Annotated in this window: 12 protein-coding genes and 1 tRNA gene; 10 read left to right on the top strand and 3 right to left on the bottom strand. The window is 61.4% G+C overall.

Annotated elements, in window-relative coordinates; all coding sequences use genetic code 11:
* The first annotated feature begins 409 nt into the window (after positions 1-409).
* The 4 genes from ASF04_RS04270 (at position 410) to ASF04_RS04255 (ending at position 5,267) form a co-directional block, all read left to right on the top strand.
* Positions 410-2,608 (top strand): bifunctional SulP family inorganic anion transporter/carbonic anhydrase, encoded by a 2,199-nt coding sequence (locus ASF04_RS04270; protein WP_056138470.1) that lies wholly within the window; start codon positions 410-412, stop codon positions 2,606-2,608.
* Between the two features lie 60 nt (positions 2,609-2,668).
* On the top strand, positions 2,669-3,250 hold the full coding sequence (locus ASF04_RS04265; protein WP_056138469.1) for a DUF1439 domain-containing protein: 582 nt from the start codon (positions 2,669-2,671) through the stop codon (positions 3,248-3,250).
* 1 nt (position 3,251) lies between these two features.
* Positions 3,252-4,451, top strand: a complete 1,200-nt coding sequence (locus tag ASF04_RS04260; RefSeq protein ID WP_056138467.1) for an ATP-binding protein — start codon at positions 3,252-3,254, stop codon at positions 4,449-4,451.
* Positions 4,452-4,517: 66 nt separating this feature from the next.
* Complete coding sequence (locus tag ASF04_RS04255; protein WP_056138463.1) at positions 4,518-5,267, top strand: tetratricopeptide repeat protein; 750 nt, start codon at positions 4,518-4,520, stop codon at positions 5,265-5,267.
* 3 nt (positions 5,268-5,270) lie between these two features.
* Here the strand turns inward: ASF04_RS04255 and ASF04_RS04250 are convergent, their stop codons facing one another.
* Genes ASF04_RS04250 through ASF04_RS04240 form a run of 3 tightly spaced genes read right to left on the bottom strand, consistent with a single transcriptional unit; the run spans position 5,271 to position 7,245 of the window.
* Positions 5,271-6,050: a UDP-2,3-diacylglucosamine diphosphatase gene (locus tag ASF04_RS04250; protein ID WP_056138461.1), complete on the bottom strand. Its 780-nt coding sequence runs from the start codon at positions 6,048-6,050 to the stop codon at positions 5,271-5,273.
* Positions 6,051-6,056: 6 nt separating this feature from the next.
* The gene (locus ASF04_RS04245) at positions 6,057-6,551 is read right to left on the bottom strand and encodes a peptidylprolyl isomerase (protein ID WP_019922206.1); all 495 of its coding nucleotides are present in this window, start codon (positions 6,549-6,551) and stop codon (positions 6,057-6,059) included.
* Positions 6,552-6,600: 49 nt separating this feature from the next.
* Positions 6,601-7,245 carry a peptidylprolyl isomerase gene (locus tag ASF04_RS04240; protein WP_056138460.1) on the bottom strand — a complete coding sequence of 215 codons (645 nt, stop codon included), beginning with the start codon at positions 7,243-7,245 and terminating at the stop codon, positions 6,601-6,603.
* A 213-nt stretch (positions 7,246-7,458) separates the two neighbouring features.
* On the opposite strand from ASF04_RS04240, the gene cysS reads away from it, so the two are divergent.
* From cysS to ASF04_RS04210, 6 genes are all read left to right on the top strand, one after another.
* Positions 7,459-8,850, top strand: coding sequence for a cysteine--tRNA ligase (cysS, locus tag ASF04_RS04235; protein WP_056138458.1), 1,392 nt, complete (start codon positions 7,459-7,461; stop codon positions 8,848-8,850).
* The gene (locus ASF04_RS04230) at positions 8,850-9,521 is read left to right on the top strand and encodes a DNA-3-methyladenine glycosylase (protein ID WP_056138456.1); all 672 of its coding nucleotides are present in this window, start codon (positions 8,850-8,852) and stop codon (positions 9,519-9,521) included. The genes cysS and ASF04_RS04230 overlap by 1 nt, the downstream gene beginning before the upstream one ends.
* A gap of 211 nt (positions 9,522-9,732) precedes the next feature.
* A complete protein-coding gene (locus tag ASF04_RS04225) occupies positions 9,733-10,707 on the top strand; it encodes an acetyl-CoA carboxylase carboxyltransferase subunit alpha (protein ID WP_019922210.1) in 975 nt (324 codons plus the stop codon).
* Positions 10,708-10,858: 151 nt separating this feature from the next.
* Positions 10,859-12,394, top strand: coding sequence for a tRNA lysidine(34) synthetase TilS (gene tilS / locus ASF04_RS04220; RefSeq protein WP_056138454.1), 1,536 nt, complete (start codon positions 10,859-10,861; stop codon positions 12,392-12,394).
* Between the two features lie 141 nt (positions 12,395-12,535).
* A complete protein-coding gene (locus ASF04_RS04215) occupies positions 12,536-13,783 on the top strand; it encodes an aspartate kinase (RefSeq protein WP_019922212.1) in 1,248 nt (415 codons plus the stop codon).
* Positions 13,784-13,897: 114 nt separating this feature from the next.
* A tRNA-Ser gene (locus tag ASF04_RS04210) sits at positions 13,898-13,990 on the top strand.
* Positions 13,991-14,406 lie beyond the last annotated feature (416 nt).

The raw sequence follows: 14,406 nt of genomic DNA, 5'->3' as shown, positions 1-14,406 counted from the left end.
ACTACGTAATAATACTGAGCATGGTTTTATTTGGATTTGCATAAAGATTATTCACATTGCCGAGAATAAAAATCTTTTAATTTCCAATGGATAATTTGAATATCTGAGTGAAAAATTTTAAGTGCTGGCAATAAAAATATTAATGCAAATTCACGTGAAAAACTTTTGTGCACTGCAAAAGTCCATGCTATATTTCTTTTCAAGCTCAACGCCAGACAAGTCCTCCATCAATGCCAGGTGATCCTTCGGCATGACAGAGCAGGACATTGCGCGCGGAATAACCGCAGCGCAATATAAAAACTTTGTATTCCTCCTTGTTTCTGTTTTATCCCATCTTACCCGGGAGGACGTCCTGCGCCTTGATTTATTGCGCCGGCCGCCATTCACATTTTTAATATGGACGCCCATCATGAAGAATCTTAAATATGATATTCCGGCCGCCCTCGTGGTCTTTCTCGTGGCTTTGCCGCTCTGCCTGGGCATTGCGCTCGCTTCCGGCGCGCCGCTGATGTCGGGGATTATCTCCGGCATTATCGGCGGCATCGTGGTGGGCGCTCTCAGCGGCTCCCAAACCAGTGTCAGCGGCCCGGCGGCCGGCCTGGCGGCGGTGGTGCTGGCGTCGGTGACCAAGCTCGGCGGCTTCGAGATCCTGCTGGTGGCAATCCTGATCGCCGGCGCGCTGCAAGTGGTGATGGGCTGGTGCCGCGCCGGCTTTATCGCCAATTACGTGCCGTCGAGCGTGATCAAGGGGCTGCTGGCGGCGATCGGCATCTTGCTGATCCTGACCCAGATTCCGCACGCGTTCGGTTACGATCCGAAGAACGCCGACAATTTCTCCTTCTTCCAGGGCAATGGCGAGAACCTGGTCTCGATGCTGGGCCGGGCGGTCGAGTTCATCACGCCGGGCGCGCTGCTCATTTCGGCGCTGTCGATCCTCATGCTGGTGTATTGGGGCAAAACGCCGCTCGGACGATTCAAGATGCTGCCGGCGCCGCTGTTCGTGGTGGCGTTTGCCATCGGACTGAACGCCTTTTTCGCTGCCTTTGTGCCGTCGCTGGCAATTTCCGCGACCCACCTGGTCGATTTGCCGCCGCTTGACGCCAGCAACCCCGGCGCCTTCCTGCTGCTGCCCGACCTGCGCCACCTGGCCAACCTCGACGTCTGGCTGGTGGGCATCACGATTGCCATCGTGGCGTCGCTGGAAACCCTGCTCAACGTAGAAGCCGTGGACAAGGTCGATCCGCTAAAACGAGAAACGCCGGCCAACCGCGAACTGCTGGCCCAGGGCGTGGGCAATATGCTGGCCGGCCTGCTCGGCGGTTTGCCGGTGACGTCCGTCATCGTGCGCAGCACCGTCAATGTCCAGTCCGGCAACCGGACCAAGGTCTCGGCCGTGCTGCACGGCGTGTTCCTGCTGGGCGGCGTGCTGTTGCTCAGCCCCGTGCTGAACATGATCCCGTTGGCGGCCCTGGCCGCGATCCTGATCACCACCGGCTACAAGCTGGCCAACGTCGCCGTGTTCCGCGAGATGTACGGCAAAGGCGGCACGCAGTTCATGCCGTTCGTGATCACCGTGGTGGCGATTGTCGCGACCGACCTCCTGACCGGCGTGGTGATCGGCCTGGTTGCCGGCCTGTTCTATCTGCTGCGCAGCAACTTCCGCAACCCGTACTCGCTGCAGCAGTACAAGCTGCATATCGGCGACGTGATCAAGATGGAATTGCCGAACCAGGTGTCGTTCCTGAACAAGGCCACCATCAAGGAAGCGCTGTGGAACATCCCTGCCGGCTCGCAGGTGGTGATCAACGCATCTGGCACCGACTATATCGACCACGATGCGATGGAAGTGATCGAAGACTACCGCACCGTGGCGGCCGAGCGCGACGTGCAGCTGAGCGTGGTGGGCCTGCGCGAGGTGTATCGCCAGGATGCGCCCGACCAGTTCGTACCGGTGCTCGACCACGCCACCCAGAAAAAGCTGGCGCCCGAGGCCGTGCTGCAAGTGCTCAAGGAGGGCAACCAGCGCTTTCGCGAGGGACGGCGCTTCGAGAACGATTATGTGCACCAGGCAAGCGCCACGGCTGGCGGCCAACATCCGATGGCGGTGGTGGTCAATTGCATCGACTCGCGCACGTCGCCTGAAATCATTTTCGATGCGGGCCTCGGTGACCTGCTCACTATCCGCATTGCCGGCAACGTGATCAGCCGCGAAATCATCGGCAGCCTGGAAATCGCCGCCAAGCTTGGCGCCAAGCTGATCGTGGTGAAAGGCCACTCGTCGTGCGGCGCAATCGGCCTGGCCATGCAGCAGGAAGGTTCGCACAGCATCGGCGCCATCACCGGCAAGATCCAGTGGGCGATCCACCAATGCGGCGAACACAGCCATCTGGGCGACAAGGAACTGCGCGACCGCGTGGCGCGCCACAACGTCGAAAATTCCTTAGCGGAAATTATCGACGGCAGCGAGTTCCTGCGGTCCGCCATCCGGCGCGGCGAGATCGGCCTGGTGGGCGCCTTCCACGACATCGCCTCGCGCAACGTGGCGTTCGGCGAGCTGGTGGCGCCCGATACCTTCGATCCGCAGCGTCCGCTCCACATCGCGGCCTAGTTCCCGCGACACCGCGCGGCAGGTGGGTCATAATGGCGCTATCTCATCGATGGAACCACCATGACCAAGCTGAAACGCTATTTTTCGCTGTCCCTGTCGTTGCTGGTACTGGCCGGCGTGCTGTCGGCCTGCGCCGGGTTGATCGGCCCGCGCGACGTCGAAGTCAGGCAGGAAAAGCTGCAACAGAACCTGGACCGCAAGTTTCCCATGCACCACCGCGTGCTGGGCATTTTCGACGTCGAGCTCAGTCGTCCGCAACTGGCCATCCTGGCCGAGAACAACCGGGTGGCGCTGACCTTCGATCTGAACGTCACGCCACTGCTGGGGCGGCAGTCGTGGCGCGGCGCGATGGCGGTGTCGGGCCGTCTTAACGTCGATCCTGTGCGCAATACCGTGTACATCGCCGACACCCATGTGGACCGGTTTGCGCTCGATAATATGGACGCCGGCAAGCAGACGCAATTGGCCAGCGTGGCCAACCTGCTCAGCGACACCCTGGTGAAAAACGTGGCCTTGCACACCTTCAAGCCGGAAGACTTGCGCTATGCCGGCGTGCAGTTCGAGCTGACGGCCATTGATACCCGTCCCGGCGCGCTGGTGGCGCGGCTGCGGCCGGCGGAATCGGCCCCCGGTGGCCGCTGACATGCCCGGCTTACCGTTGCAGCACGGCATCGCCGCCGACATTGCGCAGATCCAGTCGATCGAGGCCGTCCCCACCATTCTCGAAACGGTGGCGGCCCTGACCGGGCTGCGCTTCGTCTGCGTGGCGCGGGTGACGGCCGATTCGTGGACCACCTGTGCGGTGCTCGACCGGCTCGACATCGGTCTCAAGGTAGGCGATGGCCTCGACATTACCACCACCATTTGCGAGGAAGTGCGCGATACCCGGCTGCCGGTGGTGATTGACAGCGTGGCCGACGACGACCGCTACCGCCACCATCACACGCCGCGCATCTACGGCTTTCAGAGTTATTTTTCGATACCGCTGTTCCGCCCCGACGGCGCCTATTTCGGCACCCTGTGCGGGCTCGACCCGGTACCCAACGAGTTATCCACGCACAAGGTGACCAGTACCCTCAAGCTGTTCGCCCAGCTTATCTCGGTGCAGCTGGAAAACGACCGCAAGCTGGCCGAGGCGGAACACGCGCTGTCGAACGAGCAGCTGTCGGGCGAGTTGCGCGAGCAGTTCATTGCGGTGCTGGGCCACGATTTGCGCACGCCGCTCAGCTCCATCGTCAGCGGCGCCGATTTGCTCGGCATGGGCAACCTGACGCCGGCGTCGCGCAAGGTGGTGGACCGTATCCGCCGCAGCGCCATGCGCATCGCCGGCCTGGTGGACGATGTCGTGGACTTTACCCGGGGCCGCATGGGCGGCGGCATCGCGGTGACGATGGAACCGCAGCATGCGCTGCAAGCGAGTTTCGAGCAGGTGATTGCCGAGCTGAGCGGCGCCCATCCGCACAGCGCCATCGTCGCCGAGTTCGATATGCAGGGCGGCGTGATGGCCGACGCCGGGCGGCTCGGGCAACTGCTGTCCAATCTACTTAAAAACGCGCTGGTGCACGGCGACCCGGCGCAGCCGGTGCTGGTCACCGTGCGCCAGGCCGACGGGCAGCTCGACTTAAAGGTCTCCAACCAGGGCGAACCGATTGCCCCGGAGCTGGCCGCCCAGCTATTCAAACCGTTCTTCCGTGGTAATCCGGGCAGCCGCGAAAAGGGCCTGGGCCTCGGTTTGTTCATCGTCGCCGAGATTGCCAAGTCGCATGGTGGCGAGATCGCCGTGGTGTCCGATGACGCCGCCACGACCTTCAGTTTCGCCATGCGCGGCCCCGTCCTTAATTAACCAGGGTTGTGATGGCGCGGCGAAGCTTCTACAATCGCTCCCTTGACGATACTGTAGAGGCAGCAAATGGAAATTTTTGGCATCGGCATCCACATCCTGGTGGCGATCTTCTTTGCCGTGCACGCGGTGCGCAATGGCCAGCCGATTTACTGGCTGCTGATCCTGTTCATGTTTCCGCTGATCGGCAGCGTGGTTTACTTCATCGCCATCTACCTGCCCAGCTCGCGCATCAACCAGGGCGCGCGCAAGGTCGCCAACGTGGCCGTCAAGACCCTGGACCCGGGCCGCGAACTGCGCGAAGCGCGCGAAGCCTACGACTACACGCCCACCGCGCAAAACCAGATGCGCCTGGCCAGCGCGCTGCTCGAAGGCGGCAATGCTGCGGAGGCGGCGACAACTTATGAGGCTTGCCTGCAGGGCCCGTTCTCGGGCGACCTGGAAATCCGCTTTGGTGCCGCGCGCGCCACGTTCGCTGCCGGCCGCGCCGACGATGCGGTAAAACACCTGCAAACCATCCGCGCCGCCAACGACGGCTTCCGGGCCGAGCAAGTGTCGCTGTTGCTGGCGCAGGCGTGGGCAGCGGCGGGGCGCCAGGACGAGGCGCGCGCCGAGTTCGAGCACGCGTTGAGCCGCTACAGCGGTTTTACCACCCAGGCGGAATACGCGATCTGGGCGGCCGGCGCCGGCGATGCCGACAAGGCGCGCGCGCTGGAAGTGGAACTGCGCCGCACCATCGAGCGCTGGACGCCGCAAACGCGGGATCTGAACCAGCCGCTGATCAAGCGGCTGAATGCGGCAATGGCGGCGTTGCGTTAAAACTCAGGAAATAACTGCGCCACGTACATCGTGGCGCGTGATTACGCCAGCACTATCGATGGCAATCCAGCCACCGCGCGGCGGCGTCGCTTCCGGCTCCCAGTCGGGCAGCACGTAGCGGCGCGTAGCGCCCGCCAAGTGCAGGGCAGGGCGGTGGGTGTGGCCGTGGATCATGATGTTCGTATTGGTTTGCGCAAACAGGTCGGCAATTGCCTGCGGCGTCACATCCATGATCTCCATGGTCTTGGCGCCCTGATCCTTGCGGCTGTTTTCGCGCATGCCGGCGATGATGGCCTTGCGCTGCGCCAGCGGCATTGCCACGAACTGCTGCTGCCATGCCGGTTGCCGCACCATGGCGCGAAATTCCATGTATTTGACGTCTTCGGTGCACTGGGCGTCGCCGTGCACCAGCACCAGGCGCTGGCCGCCGATGTTCGTCACGAACACTTCCGGCAGCAAGGTCACGCCAGCGGCTGCGGCAAAGTCCGCACCGACCAGAAAATCACGGTTGCCGGCAATCCAGTAGATGGCGGTGCCCGCATCGCTGACGCGGCGCAGCGCGGTGATGATGTCGCGGTTGAAGGGATCGTCGAGGTCGTCGTCGCCGGCCCAGTACTCGAACAGGTCGCCGAGCAGGTACAGCTGGGGCGCATGCCGCGCATGGCGTTCCAGGAAGTCGTGGAACGCTGCCGTGATGGCGGGCTGCGCGGCCTGCAAGTGCAGGTCTGAAATGAACAGCGCGCTTACGTCGGACGCGCGCGCGCCGGTCAGGGTATTGCTCATCAAGAATCAGGCAGCCAGTTCGATGCTTTCGATGATCACGTCTTCTGCTGGCACGTCGGCAAACATGCCGCTGCGGGTGGTTTTGACTTTACGGATTTCGTCGACGACTTCGGTGCCTTCGACAACTTTACCGAACACGGCGTAGCCCCAGCCGTCCTGGCCCGGGTAGTCGAGGAACGAGTTGTTCTTGATGTTGATGAAGAACTGGGCCGAGGCCGAGTGCGGCGCCGAGGTGCGGGCCATGGCCAACGTGTATGGCTCGTTTTTCAGGCCGTTCTTGGCTTCGTTTTCCACGGTGGCATCAGCTGGCTTTTGCTTCATGCCTGGTTCGAAACCGCCGCCTTGGATCATGAAACCGTCGATCACGCGGTGGAAGATGGTGTTGGTGTAGTGGCCGGCGTTCATGTAGGCCAGGAAGTTTTCCACCGATTTAGGCGCCAGTTGTTCGTTCAGCTCGGCAACCATTTTGCCCTTGTTGGTGGTGATGATGACTTTGGTCATGATATTCCTTAATTAATTTATCAATAAGTATCGAAGCAGCGGCAGGGCGCTATTCTACATTTTTGGGCACGATCGGGGTTTTCAAAATGGTGGCCGACTTGACGAAGATGGGCGTGACAGGGATATTCTGGAACATGCCCTTGTCGTCCACCAGCACGCCCTTGATCTTGTCAACGGTCTCGCGGCCGTCGATTACCTTGCCAAAGACGGTGTAGCCGACGCCGTCGCTGCCGGGGAAATTGAGGCCCTGGTTATCAGCCACGTTGATGAAAAACTGCGAGTTGGCCGAATTGGGATCGTCCATGCGCGCCATGGCGATGGTGTAGGCATCGTTGGTCAGGCCGTTTTGCGATTCGCTCGGAACATTCTTGCGCGTTGGTTTGCTCTTGAGTTTTTCATCGTAGCCGCCGCCCTGGATCATGAAGCCGTCGATCACGCGGTGGAAGATGGTGCCCTTGTAATAGCCCGACTTGACGTAGGCGAGGAAGTTGTCAACCGACTTAGGCGCTTTCTCGCGGTCCAGCTCCAGCACGATGTTGCCCATGGTGGTCTTGAGTTCCACCTGCGGGTGGGTGGCCGGCTCGGCCGGGGCTGCTGTTGCAGCGGTAGCGGTCATGGCGACAGCGCCGGACAGGGCCAGGCCGGCGAGCAGGGCGCCGACACGGCCGAACAATGAAGGCTGGGTTTGATGCATGTGGACTTCCTTTAGTGGACTATGCGGTTTTTATCAATGCTATACTTCTCCAAAACCATGCCATTCTACCTGCTGGCAGGTGGAAACAATAACACGACCGAGGCCCGGCAGTCTTCCAAGGCAAAGCGAATCCAGGTGCGCCCTTACGGTGCCGCGCCCGTCTTTCGTATTGTCGAAGCACGTGGCATCACGACAAGAATACGCAAGAGTCCGATGAGCAATTTAAAGATTTACAACACGCTGGCGCGTGACAAGCAGACGTTCGTTCCCATCGAGGCTGGCAAAGTCCGCATGTATGTGTGCGGCATGACCATTTATGACTACTGCCACATTGGCCACGCGCGCATGATGATGGCGTTCGACGTGATGTACCGCTGGTTGCTGGCCACCGGCTACGACGTTACGTACGCCCGCAACATCACCGACATCGACGACAAAATCATCCGCCGCGCGGTGGAAAACGGCGAAACCATCTCGCAGCTGACCACGCGCTTCACGCAATACATGGACGAAGATACGGGCGCGCTCGGCATTTTGCCGCCCACGCTGGTGCCGCGCGCCACCGAATACGTGCCGCAAATGCTGGCGCTGATCGAAACGCTCGAGCAAAAAGACCTGGCTTACCAGGGCACCGACGGCGACGTCAACTACGCGGTGCGCAACTTCCCCAATTACGGCCGCCTGTCCGGCAAGTCGCTCGACGACCTGCGCGCCGGCGAGCGCGTCGATGTCAACACCGGCAAGCGCGATCCGCTCGACTTCGTGCTGTGGAAAGCGTCGAAGGAATCCGAGCCGGAAGAAGTAAAATGGGATTCCAAGTGGGGCAAGGGCCGTCCGGGCTGGCACATCGAGTGCTCGGCCATGTGCTCGGCGTTGCTCGGCGAACATTTCGACATCCACGGCGGCGGCGCTGACTTGCAGTTCCCGCACCACGAAAACGAGATCGCCCAGTCCGAAGGCGCGTTCGGCCGCACCATGGTCAATTACTGGGTGCACAACGGCTTTGTGCGCGTCGATAACGAAAAGATGTCCAAATCGCTGGGCAACTTCTTCACCATCCGCGACGTGCTGAAAAAATTCGATGCCGAAGTGATCCGCTTCTTCATCATGCGCGCCCACTACCGCAGCCCGCTCAATTACTCCGATGCCCACCTCGACGACGCCCGCGTGGCCCTGACGCGCCTGTACACCGCGCTTGACGGCGTGGACGGCGATGGCGCCCACCTCGACTGGACCGAAGCCCACGCCGTGCGCTTCGCGCAAGCAATGGACGACGATTTCAATACGCCGGTGGCGATTGCCGTGCTGTTCGACCTCGCCAGCGAGATCAACAAGAGCAAGTCGCCGGCGCTGGTGCGTCAATTGAAAGGCCTGGCCGACGTGATTGGCTTGCTGGGCCGCAGCGCCCAGCAATTCCTGCAGGCGGCTGTCGGTGAAACCGATACCACCGGCGACGCCGCCATTGCCGCGCAAATCGCGCAGCGGGCAGCAGCCAAGAAGGCGCGCAACTTCGCCGAATCGGACCAGATCCGCGCCGACCTGCTGGCCGCCGGCATCATCCTCGAGGACAAACCCGACGGCACGACCAACTGGCGCCGCGCATAATGGTCACCGCCAAGGATAACGGGGCCTCCGCGCCCGATGCCACCGGTCCGCTATCGGCCGTGCCGCCGTACTGGGAACAGGCCAAGATCGAGCTGATGAAGCGCGACCGCATCATGAAAAAGCTGATCCCGCAGTTCGGCGACCTGCACCTGGTGGGGCACGACGACCCGTTTACCACGCTGGCGCGCTCCATCGTGGGCCAGCAGGTCACGCCCAAGGTGGCCGACGCCGCCTGGCGCAAGCTGCTGCTCGCGTGTCCCAAGTGCACGCCCGCGCAAGTGATCAAGGCCGGCGCCGAGCAGCTGTCCGCCTGTGGCTTGTCCAAGCGCAAGACCGAGTACATTCTCGACCTGGCCGACCACTTCAAGAACAAACGGGTCCACAGCGCCCTCTGGGGCCAGATGGAAGACGAAGCCGTGATTGCCGAGCTGGTGCAAATTCGTGGTATCGGGCGCTGGACAGCGGAGATGTTTTTGATATTTAATTTGCTGCGTCCCAATGTTTTGCCGCTTGATGACCCAGGTTTGATCCAGGGCATCAGCCAGAACTATTTCTCAGGTGAACCTGTTTCGCGCAGCGATGCGCGCGAAGTGTCGGCCAACTGGGAACCCTGGCGCACCGTGGCAACGTGGTACTTATGGCGTAGTCTGGACCCGGTTACTGTAGAATAACCACTCTAGGGAACCTCGACAAACCTACTGCGCGGTCCGCTATCGCCGCTGCGTTGCTCAGCGTACCTCCGTACGCTTGCGCTACTCGCGACGATAACGAACCGCTCGCTACGGTTTTTCGAGGTCCCCTTTTATCGCTGTGCGAGGCCGTTTTTGCCCGTCCTGATCGGTTCCCTTGAGGGGCGCAGCCAAGAATAATCCCGGAGGTACAATGACCAAAACGACTTTCCTCAATTTTGAGCAACCGATTGCCGAGCTCGATGGCAAAATCGAAGAGCTGCGCTTCGTTCAGGACGATTCGGCCGTCGACATCTCGGAGGAGATCGACCGTCTGGCCAAGAAGAGCCAGCAGCTGACCAAAGACATCTACGCCAAGCTCACGCCCTGGCAGGTCGCGCAAATCGCGCGCCACCCGCAGCGTCCATACACCATGGACTATGTGAACGAAATCTTTACCGACTTCCACGAACTGCACGGCGACCGCACCTATGCGGACGACCAGTCCATCGTCGGCGGCCTGGCTCGCTTCAACGGCCAGGCTTGCATGGTGATCGGCCACCAGAAGGGCCGCGATACGAAAGAGCGCGCCATGCGCAACTTCGGCATGCCGAAGCCAGAAGGCTACCGCAAGGCCATGCGCCTGATGAAGCTGGCTGAAAAATTCGGCATCCCGATCTTCACGTTCGTCGATACCCCGGGCGCGTTCCCCGGCATCGACGCCGAAGAGCGCGGCCAGTCCGAAGCCATCGGCCACAACCTGTACGTGATGGCGGAACTGAAAGTGCCGCTGATCGCCACCATCATCGGCGAAGGCGGCTCCGGCGGCGCGCTGGCGATTGCCGTGGGCGACTCGGTGCTGATGCTGCAATATTCGACCTACTCGGTGATCTCGCCCGAAGGTTGCGCCTCGATCCTGTGGAAAACGTCCGAGCGCGCGGCCGATGCCGCCGAAGCGCTGGGCCTGACCGCGCACCGTCTGAAAGCCATCGGCCTGATCGACAAGATCATCAACGAACCGCTGGGCGGCGCCCACCGCGATCCGAAAGCCATGGCCACCATGCTCAAGCGCGCACTGGCCGACTCGCTGCGCCAGTTCCACGGCATGAAAACCAAGGACCTGATCGAAGCCCGCCACCAGAAGCTGCTGGGCTACGGCAAGTTCAAGGAAACCACGCCGCAGGAATAAGAACCGAGCGCATGCGCCGTCAGCCGGTGCAGCAGCGCGACCGTCAGCATCAGTGTCCCGCACCGGCCGACCGCCGCGCACGCGGGGACCCATAGAACCTAACCGGGGGCACGCAAACGCGTCGCCCCCGGTTCGCATTTGGAATCACATAATGAAGCAGCAAATCCCCACGCTCGCCAGCACCTTCGCCCAGGCGGTCAGCGCCGCCCGCGCACAAGCCGGCAACACCGAAAAAGTCGCCATCGCCCTCAGCGGCGGCCTCGACTCCTCGGCCCTGCTGCACCTGGCCCACGCCCACGCCGCCGAGCAAGGCGTCGAACTGCACGCCTTCCACATCCACCATGGCATCAGCCCCAACGCCGACGCCTGGCTGGCCCACTGCGAACAAGCCTGCGCCGCCCTTGGCGTGCCGTTCCAGTCACGTCGCGTCGAATTGGTACGCAAGGACAAGACCGGCACCGAGGAAGCGGCCCGCAAGGCCCGCTACGCCGCCTTGGGCGCACTGTGCCGCGAGCAAGGCATCGAACTGCTGCTTACCGCACACCACCAGGACGACCAGGCCGAGACCGTGCTGCTGCAACTGCTGCGTGGCTCCGGCCCTGCGGGCCTGTCGGGCATGGACGCCGCCAACACCGCCGCCAGCCTGCTGGCCAACGACCAGCTGGTGATGGCGCGGCCACTGCTCACCGCATCGCGCAAGCAGCTGGACCAGTACGTGGCCGCGCACGGTATCACCCATATTTACGACGAATCGAACGACGACCCGCGCTTCGCCCGCAATGCGCTGCGCCGCACCATCATGCCGGCCCTGGCCGATGCCTTCCCCGGCTTCCAGGAGCGGCTGGCGCGCAGCGCATCGCACGCCCAGTCCGCCCAGCGCCTGTTGACCGAACTGGCGCAGCAAGACCTGGCCCTGTGTCTCGATGGCGACTGTCTCGACATGCGTCAGCTGCGCCTGCTTAGCCTGGATCGCATCCACAACCTGTTGCGCCACTGGTTCGGCACCCGTGGCCTGCGCATGCCGAGCGCGGCCTGGCTGGCGGAAACCGTCACCCAGCTGCTGGAAGCCCGCGACGACGCCCAAGTGCTGGTCACGCATCCCGACTGCCACGTGCGCCGCTACCGCGACCGCCTGCACCTGACACCGAAGCTGGCCGACCTGGAAGGCACGCGCGAAGACCAGTTCGACCAGACCCCGGGCACGCCGTTCCGCTGGAATGGTGAGGCGCAGATGGCGTTTCCCGCTTACGGCGGTGTGTTGCACTTCGATGTGGTGGCGGCGGTCGCTGCGGAGCCGGGCGAGGGCGCTGACGTCACCGCAGCTCCGAGCGCTGCTGTCGATGTCATCGTTTCAGCGCCGTCCAGCATCGATGCCGGTAATCCGTTGTCGGCCGGCCTCGATACCGCAAACGCGCTGCCGCCCGGCGTCGACGCAAACTGGCTGCGCAGCCAGCCACTACTGATCGAGTTCCGCCGTGGCGGCGAACGCCTCAAACGTGCCGAAAACCGCCCGACCCGGCCCCTGAAGTACCACTTCCAGGAACTCAATATCCCGGCCTGGGAGCGCGGCCGTTTGCCGGTTGTCCACGCAGGCAAGGAGCTGATTTTCGCGGCCGGCATCGGCATGGATTGCAAGCATTTGGGCGCCGGAGCAGGGCGGATCCGGCTGCGTTGGCAGGCTGTGTAGGAATTCGGCACATTTGCCGAATTTTGTATGTGCATATGCCTATACGGTATGAGAATATGAGCTTTGTGACTTGTTATTTTGCACTGCCGCATGTAGAGTTTAGGGTTCCATTTACCTTTAATGAGCGGAAAACTCTCTGTTATGGCTTTAATCGTGCACAAATATGGCGGTACGTCGATGGGTTCGACGGACCGTATCAAGAACGTCGCGCGGCGTGTCGCCAAGTGGCATGACGCCGGTCACCGCATCGTCGTGGTACCTTCGGCAATGTCGGGCGAGACCAACCGCCTGATCGGCTTGGCCAAAGAAATTCAATCCCAGCCCGATCCACGCGAACTGGACATGATCGCCTCCACCGGCGAGCAAGTCTCGGTCGGCCTGCTGGCCATGGCGCTGCTGGCGATCGGCAAGCAAGCCGTTTCCTACGCCGGCTGGCAAGTCGCGATTAAAACCGATTCCGCCTACACCAAGGCCCGCATCCAGTCGATCGACGACGCCAAGGTCAACCGCGACCTCGACGACGGCAAGATCGTCATCATCACCGGCTTCCAGGGCGTTGACGACCTCGGCAATATCGCCACGCTCGGCCGTGGTGGTTCCGATACCTCGGCCGTGGCGATTGCCGCCGCCATGAAGGCCGACGAATGCCTGATCTTCACCGACGTCGACGGCGTGTACACGACCGATCCGCGCGTGGTGTCCGAAGCGCGCCGCCTCAAGGCGATCACGTTCGAAGAAATGCTGGAACTGGCATCGCTGGGTTCGAAAGTGCTGCAAACCCGTTCGGTGGAATTCGCCGGCAACTATCGCGTGCCTACCCGCGTGCTGTCGTCGCTGACCGACCCGATGCTCGACATCGAAGAAGAAGCCAACTCTGGCACCCTGATTTCGTTTGAGGAAGACAAACACATGGAACAAGCAGTCATCTCCGGTATCGCGTTCAACCGCGACGAGGCCAAAATCACCGTGCTGGGCGTGCCAGACCGTCCAGGCGTGGCATACCACATCCTCGGACCAGTGGCCGATGCCAACATCGAAGTGGACATGATCATACAGAACCAGTCGGTCGAAGGTAAAACCGACTTCACGTTCACCGTGTCGCGCAACGACTACCAGCGCGCCATCGACGTCCTCAACGGCACCCGCGAAGAACTGGGCGCCGCCAGCGTGACCGGCGACGCCAAGGTCTCGAAAATCTCCGTGGTGGGCGTAGGCATGCGCTCGCACGTGGGCGTGGCCTCGCAGATGTTCCGTACGCTGTCGGAAGAGGGCATCAACATCATGATGATCTCGACGTCGGAAATCAAAATCTCGGTACTGATCGACGAGAAGTACATGGAGTTGGCCGTGCGCGCGCTGCACAAAGCGTTCGAACTGGAAAAAGCATAAATATTTCTAAAAAAACCGTTGGCTAGCCTTGACCGAAACGGTCCTGGTCTATACTATGACGGTCGTCTGCTGCAGCGTAGTTTGGTGAAGCAGACATAGTTGAGTGATCGACTAGGAGACGTGGCCGAGTGGCCGAAGGCACATCCCTGCTAAGGATGCATACGGCTTATACCTGTATCGTGGGTTCGAATCCCACCGTCTCCGCCAGTTAAACGTTCGCTGAGTTTCAGCAACGTCCTAAAACCCCCACCGCTCATAGTGAAGCCTGGGGGTTTTTTGTTATCCGGCGTCCGCTAGCGTGCACAGCAGTACGCTGAAAGCCGGTGTTTTTTTGGGTATGGATGCGGGTATGACTTTGACCCCGTGCCGACTCATACCCGCAAAACTTTCGACACATCATCTCCTCCTGTAAATCAATGTCGATCCGAGTAGTATTGCCACTGTTTATGAGTTGACGCGTGTCTTTTTGCGGGAATGTAGTGGTCAACCCATCCCGGACACTACGTTAAGTTTTTCTTCGGCGACAGCCGGCGCCAGTCCCTGGTTGAACTGATGCGGTCGTATCCAGTTATACCGGTGCACCGCTTTTATTACCGTGATCGGCTACACGGCCGGCGGCTCGC

This window comes from Duganella sp. Leaf61 (genome assembly GCF_001421905.1).
Lineage (GTDB): Bacteria > Pseudomonadota > Gammaproteobacteria > Burkholderiales > Burkholderiaceae_D > Rugamonas > Rugamonas zoogloeoides.
Note: the sequence above shows the minus strand (reverse complement) of the source record. Positions and strands in the feature narration are given on the sequence as shown.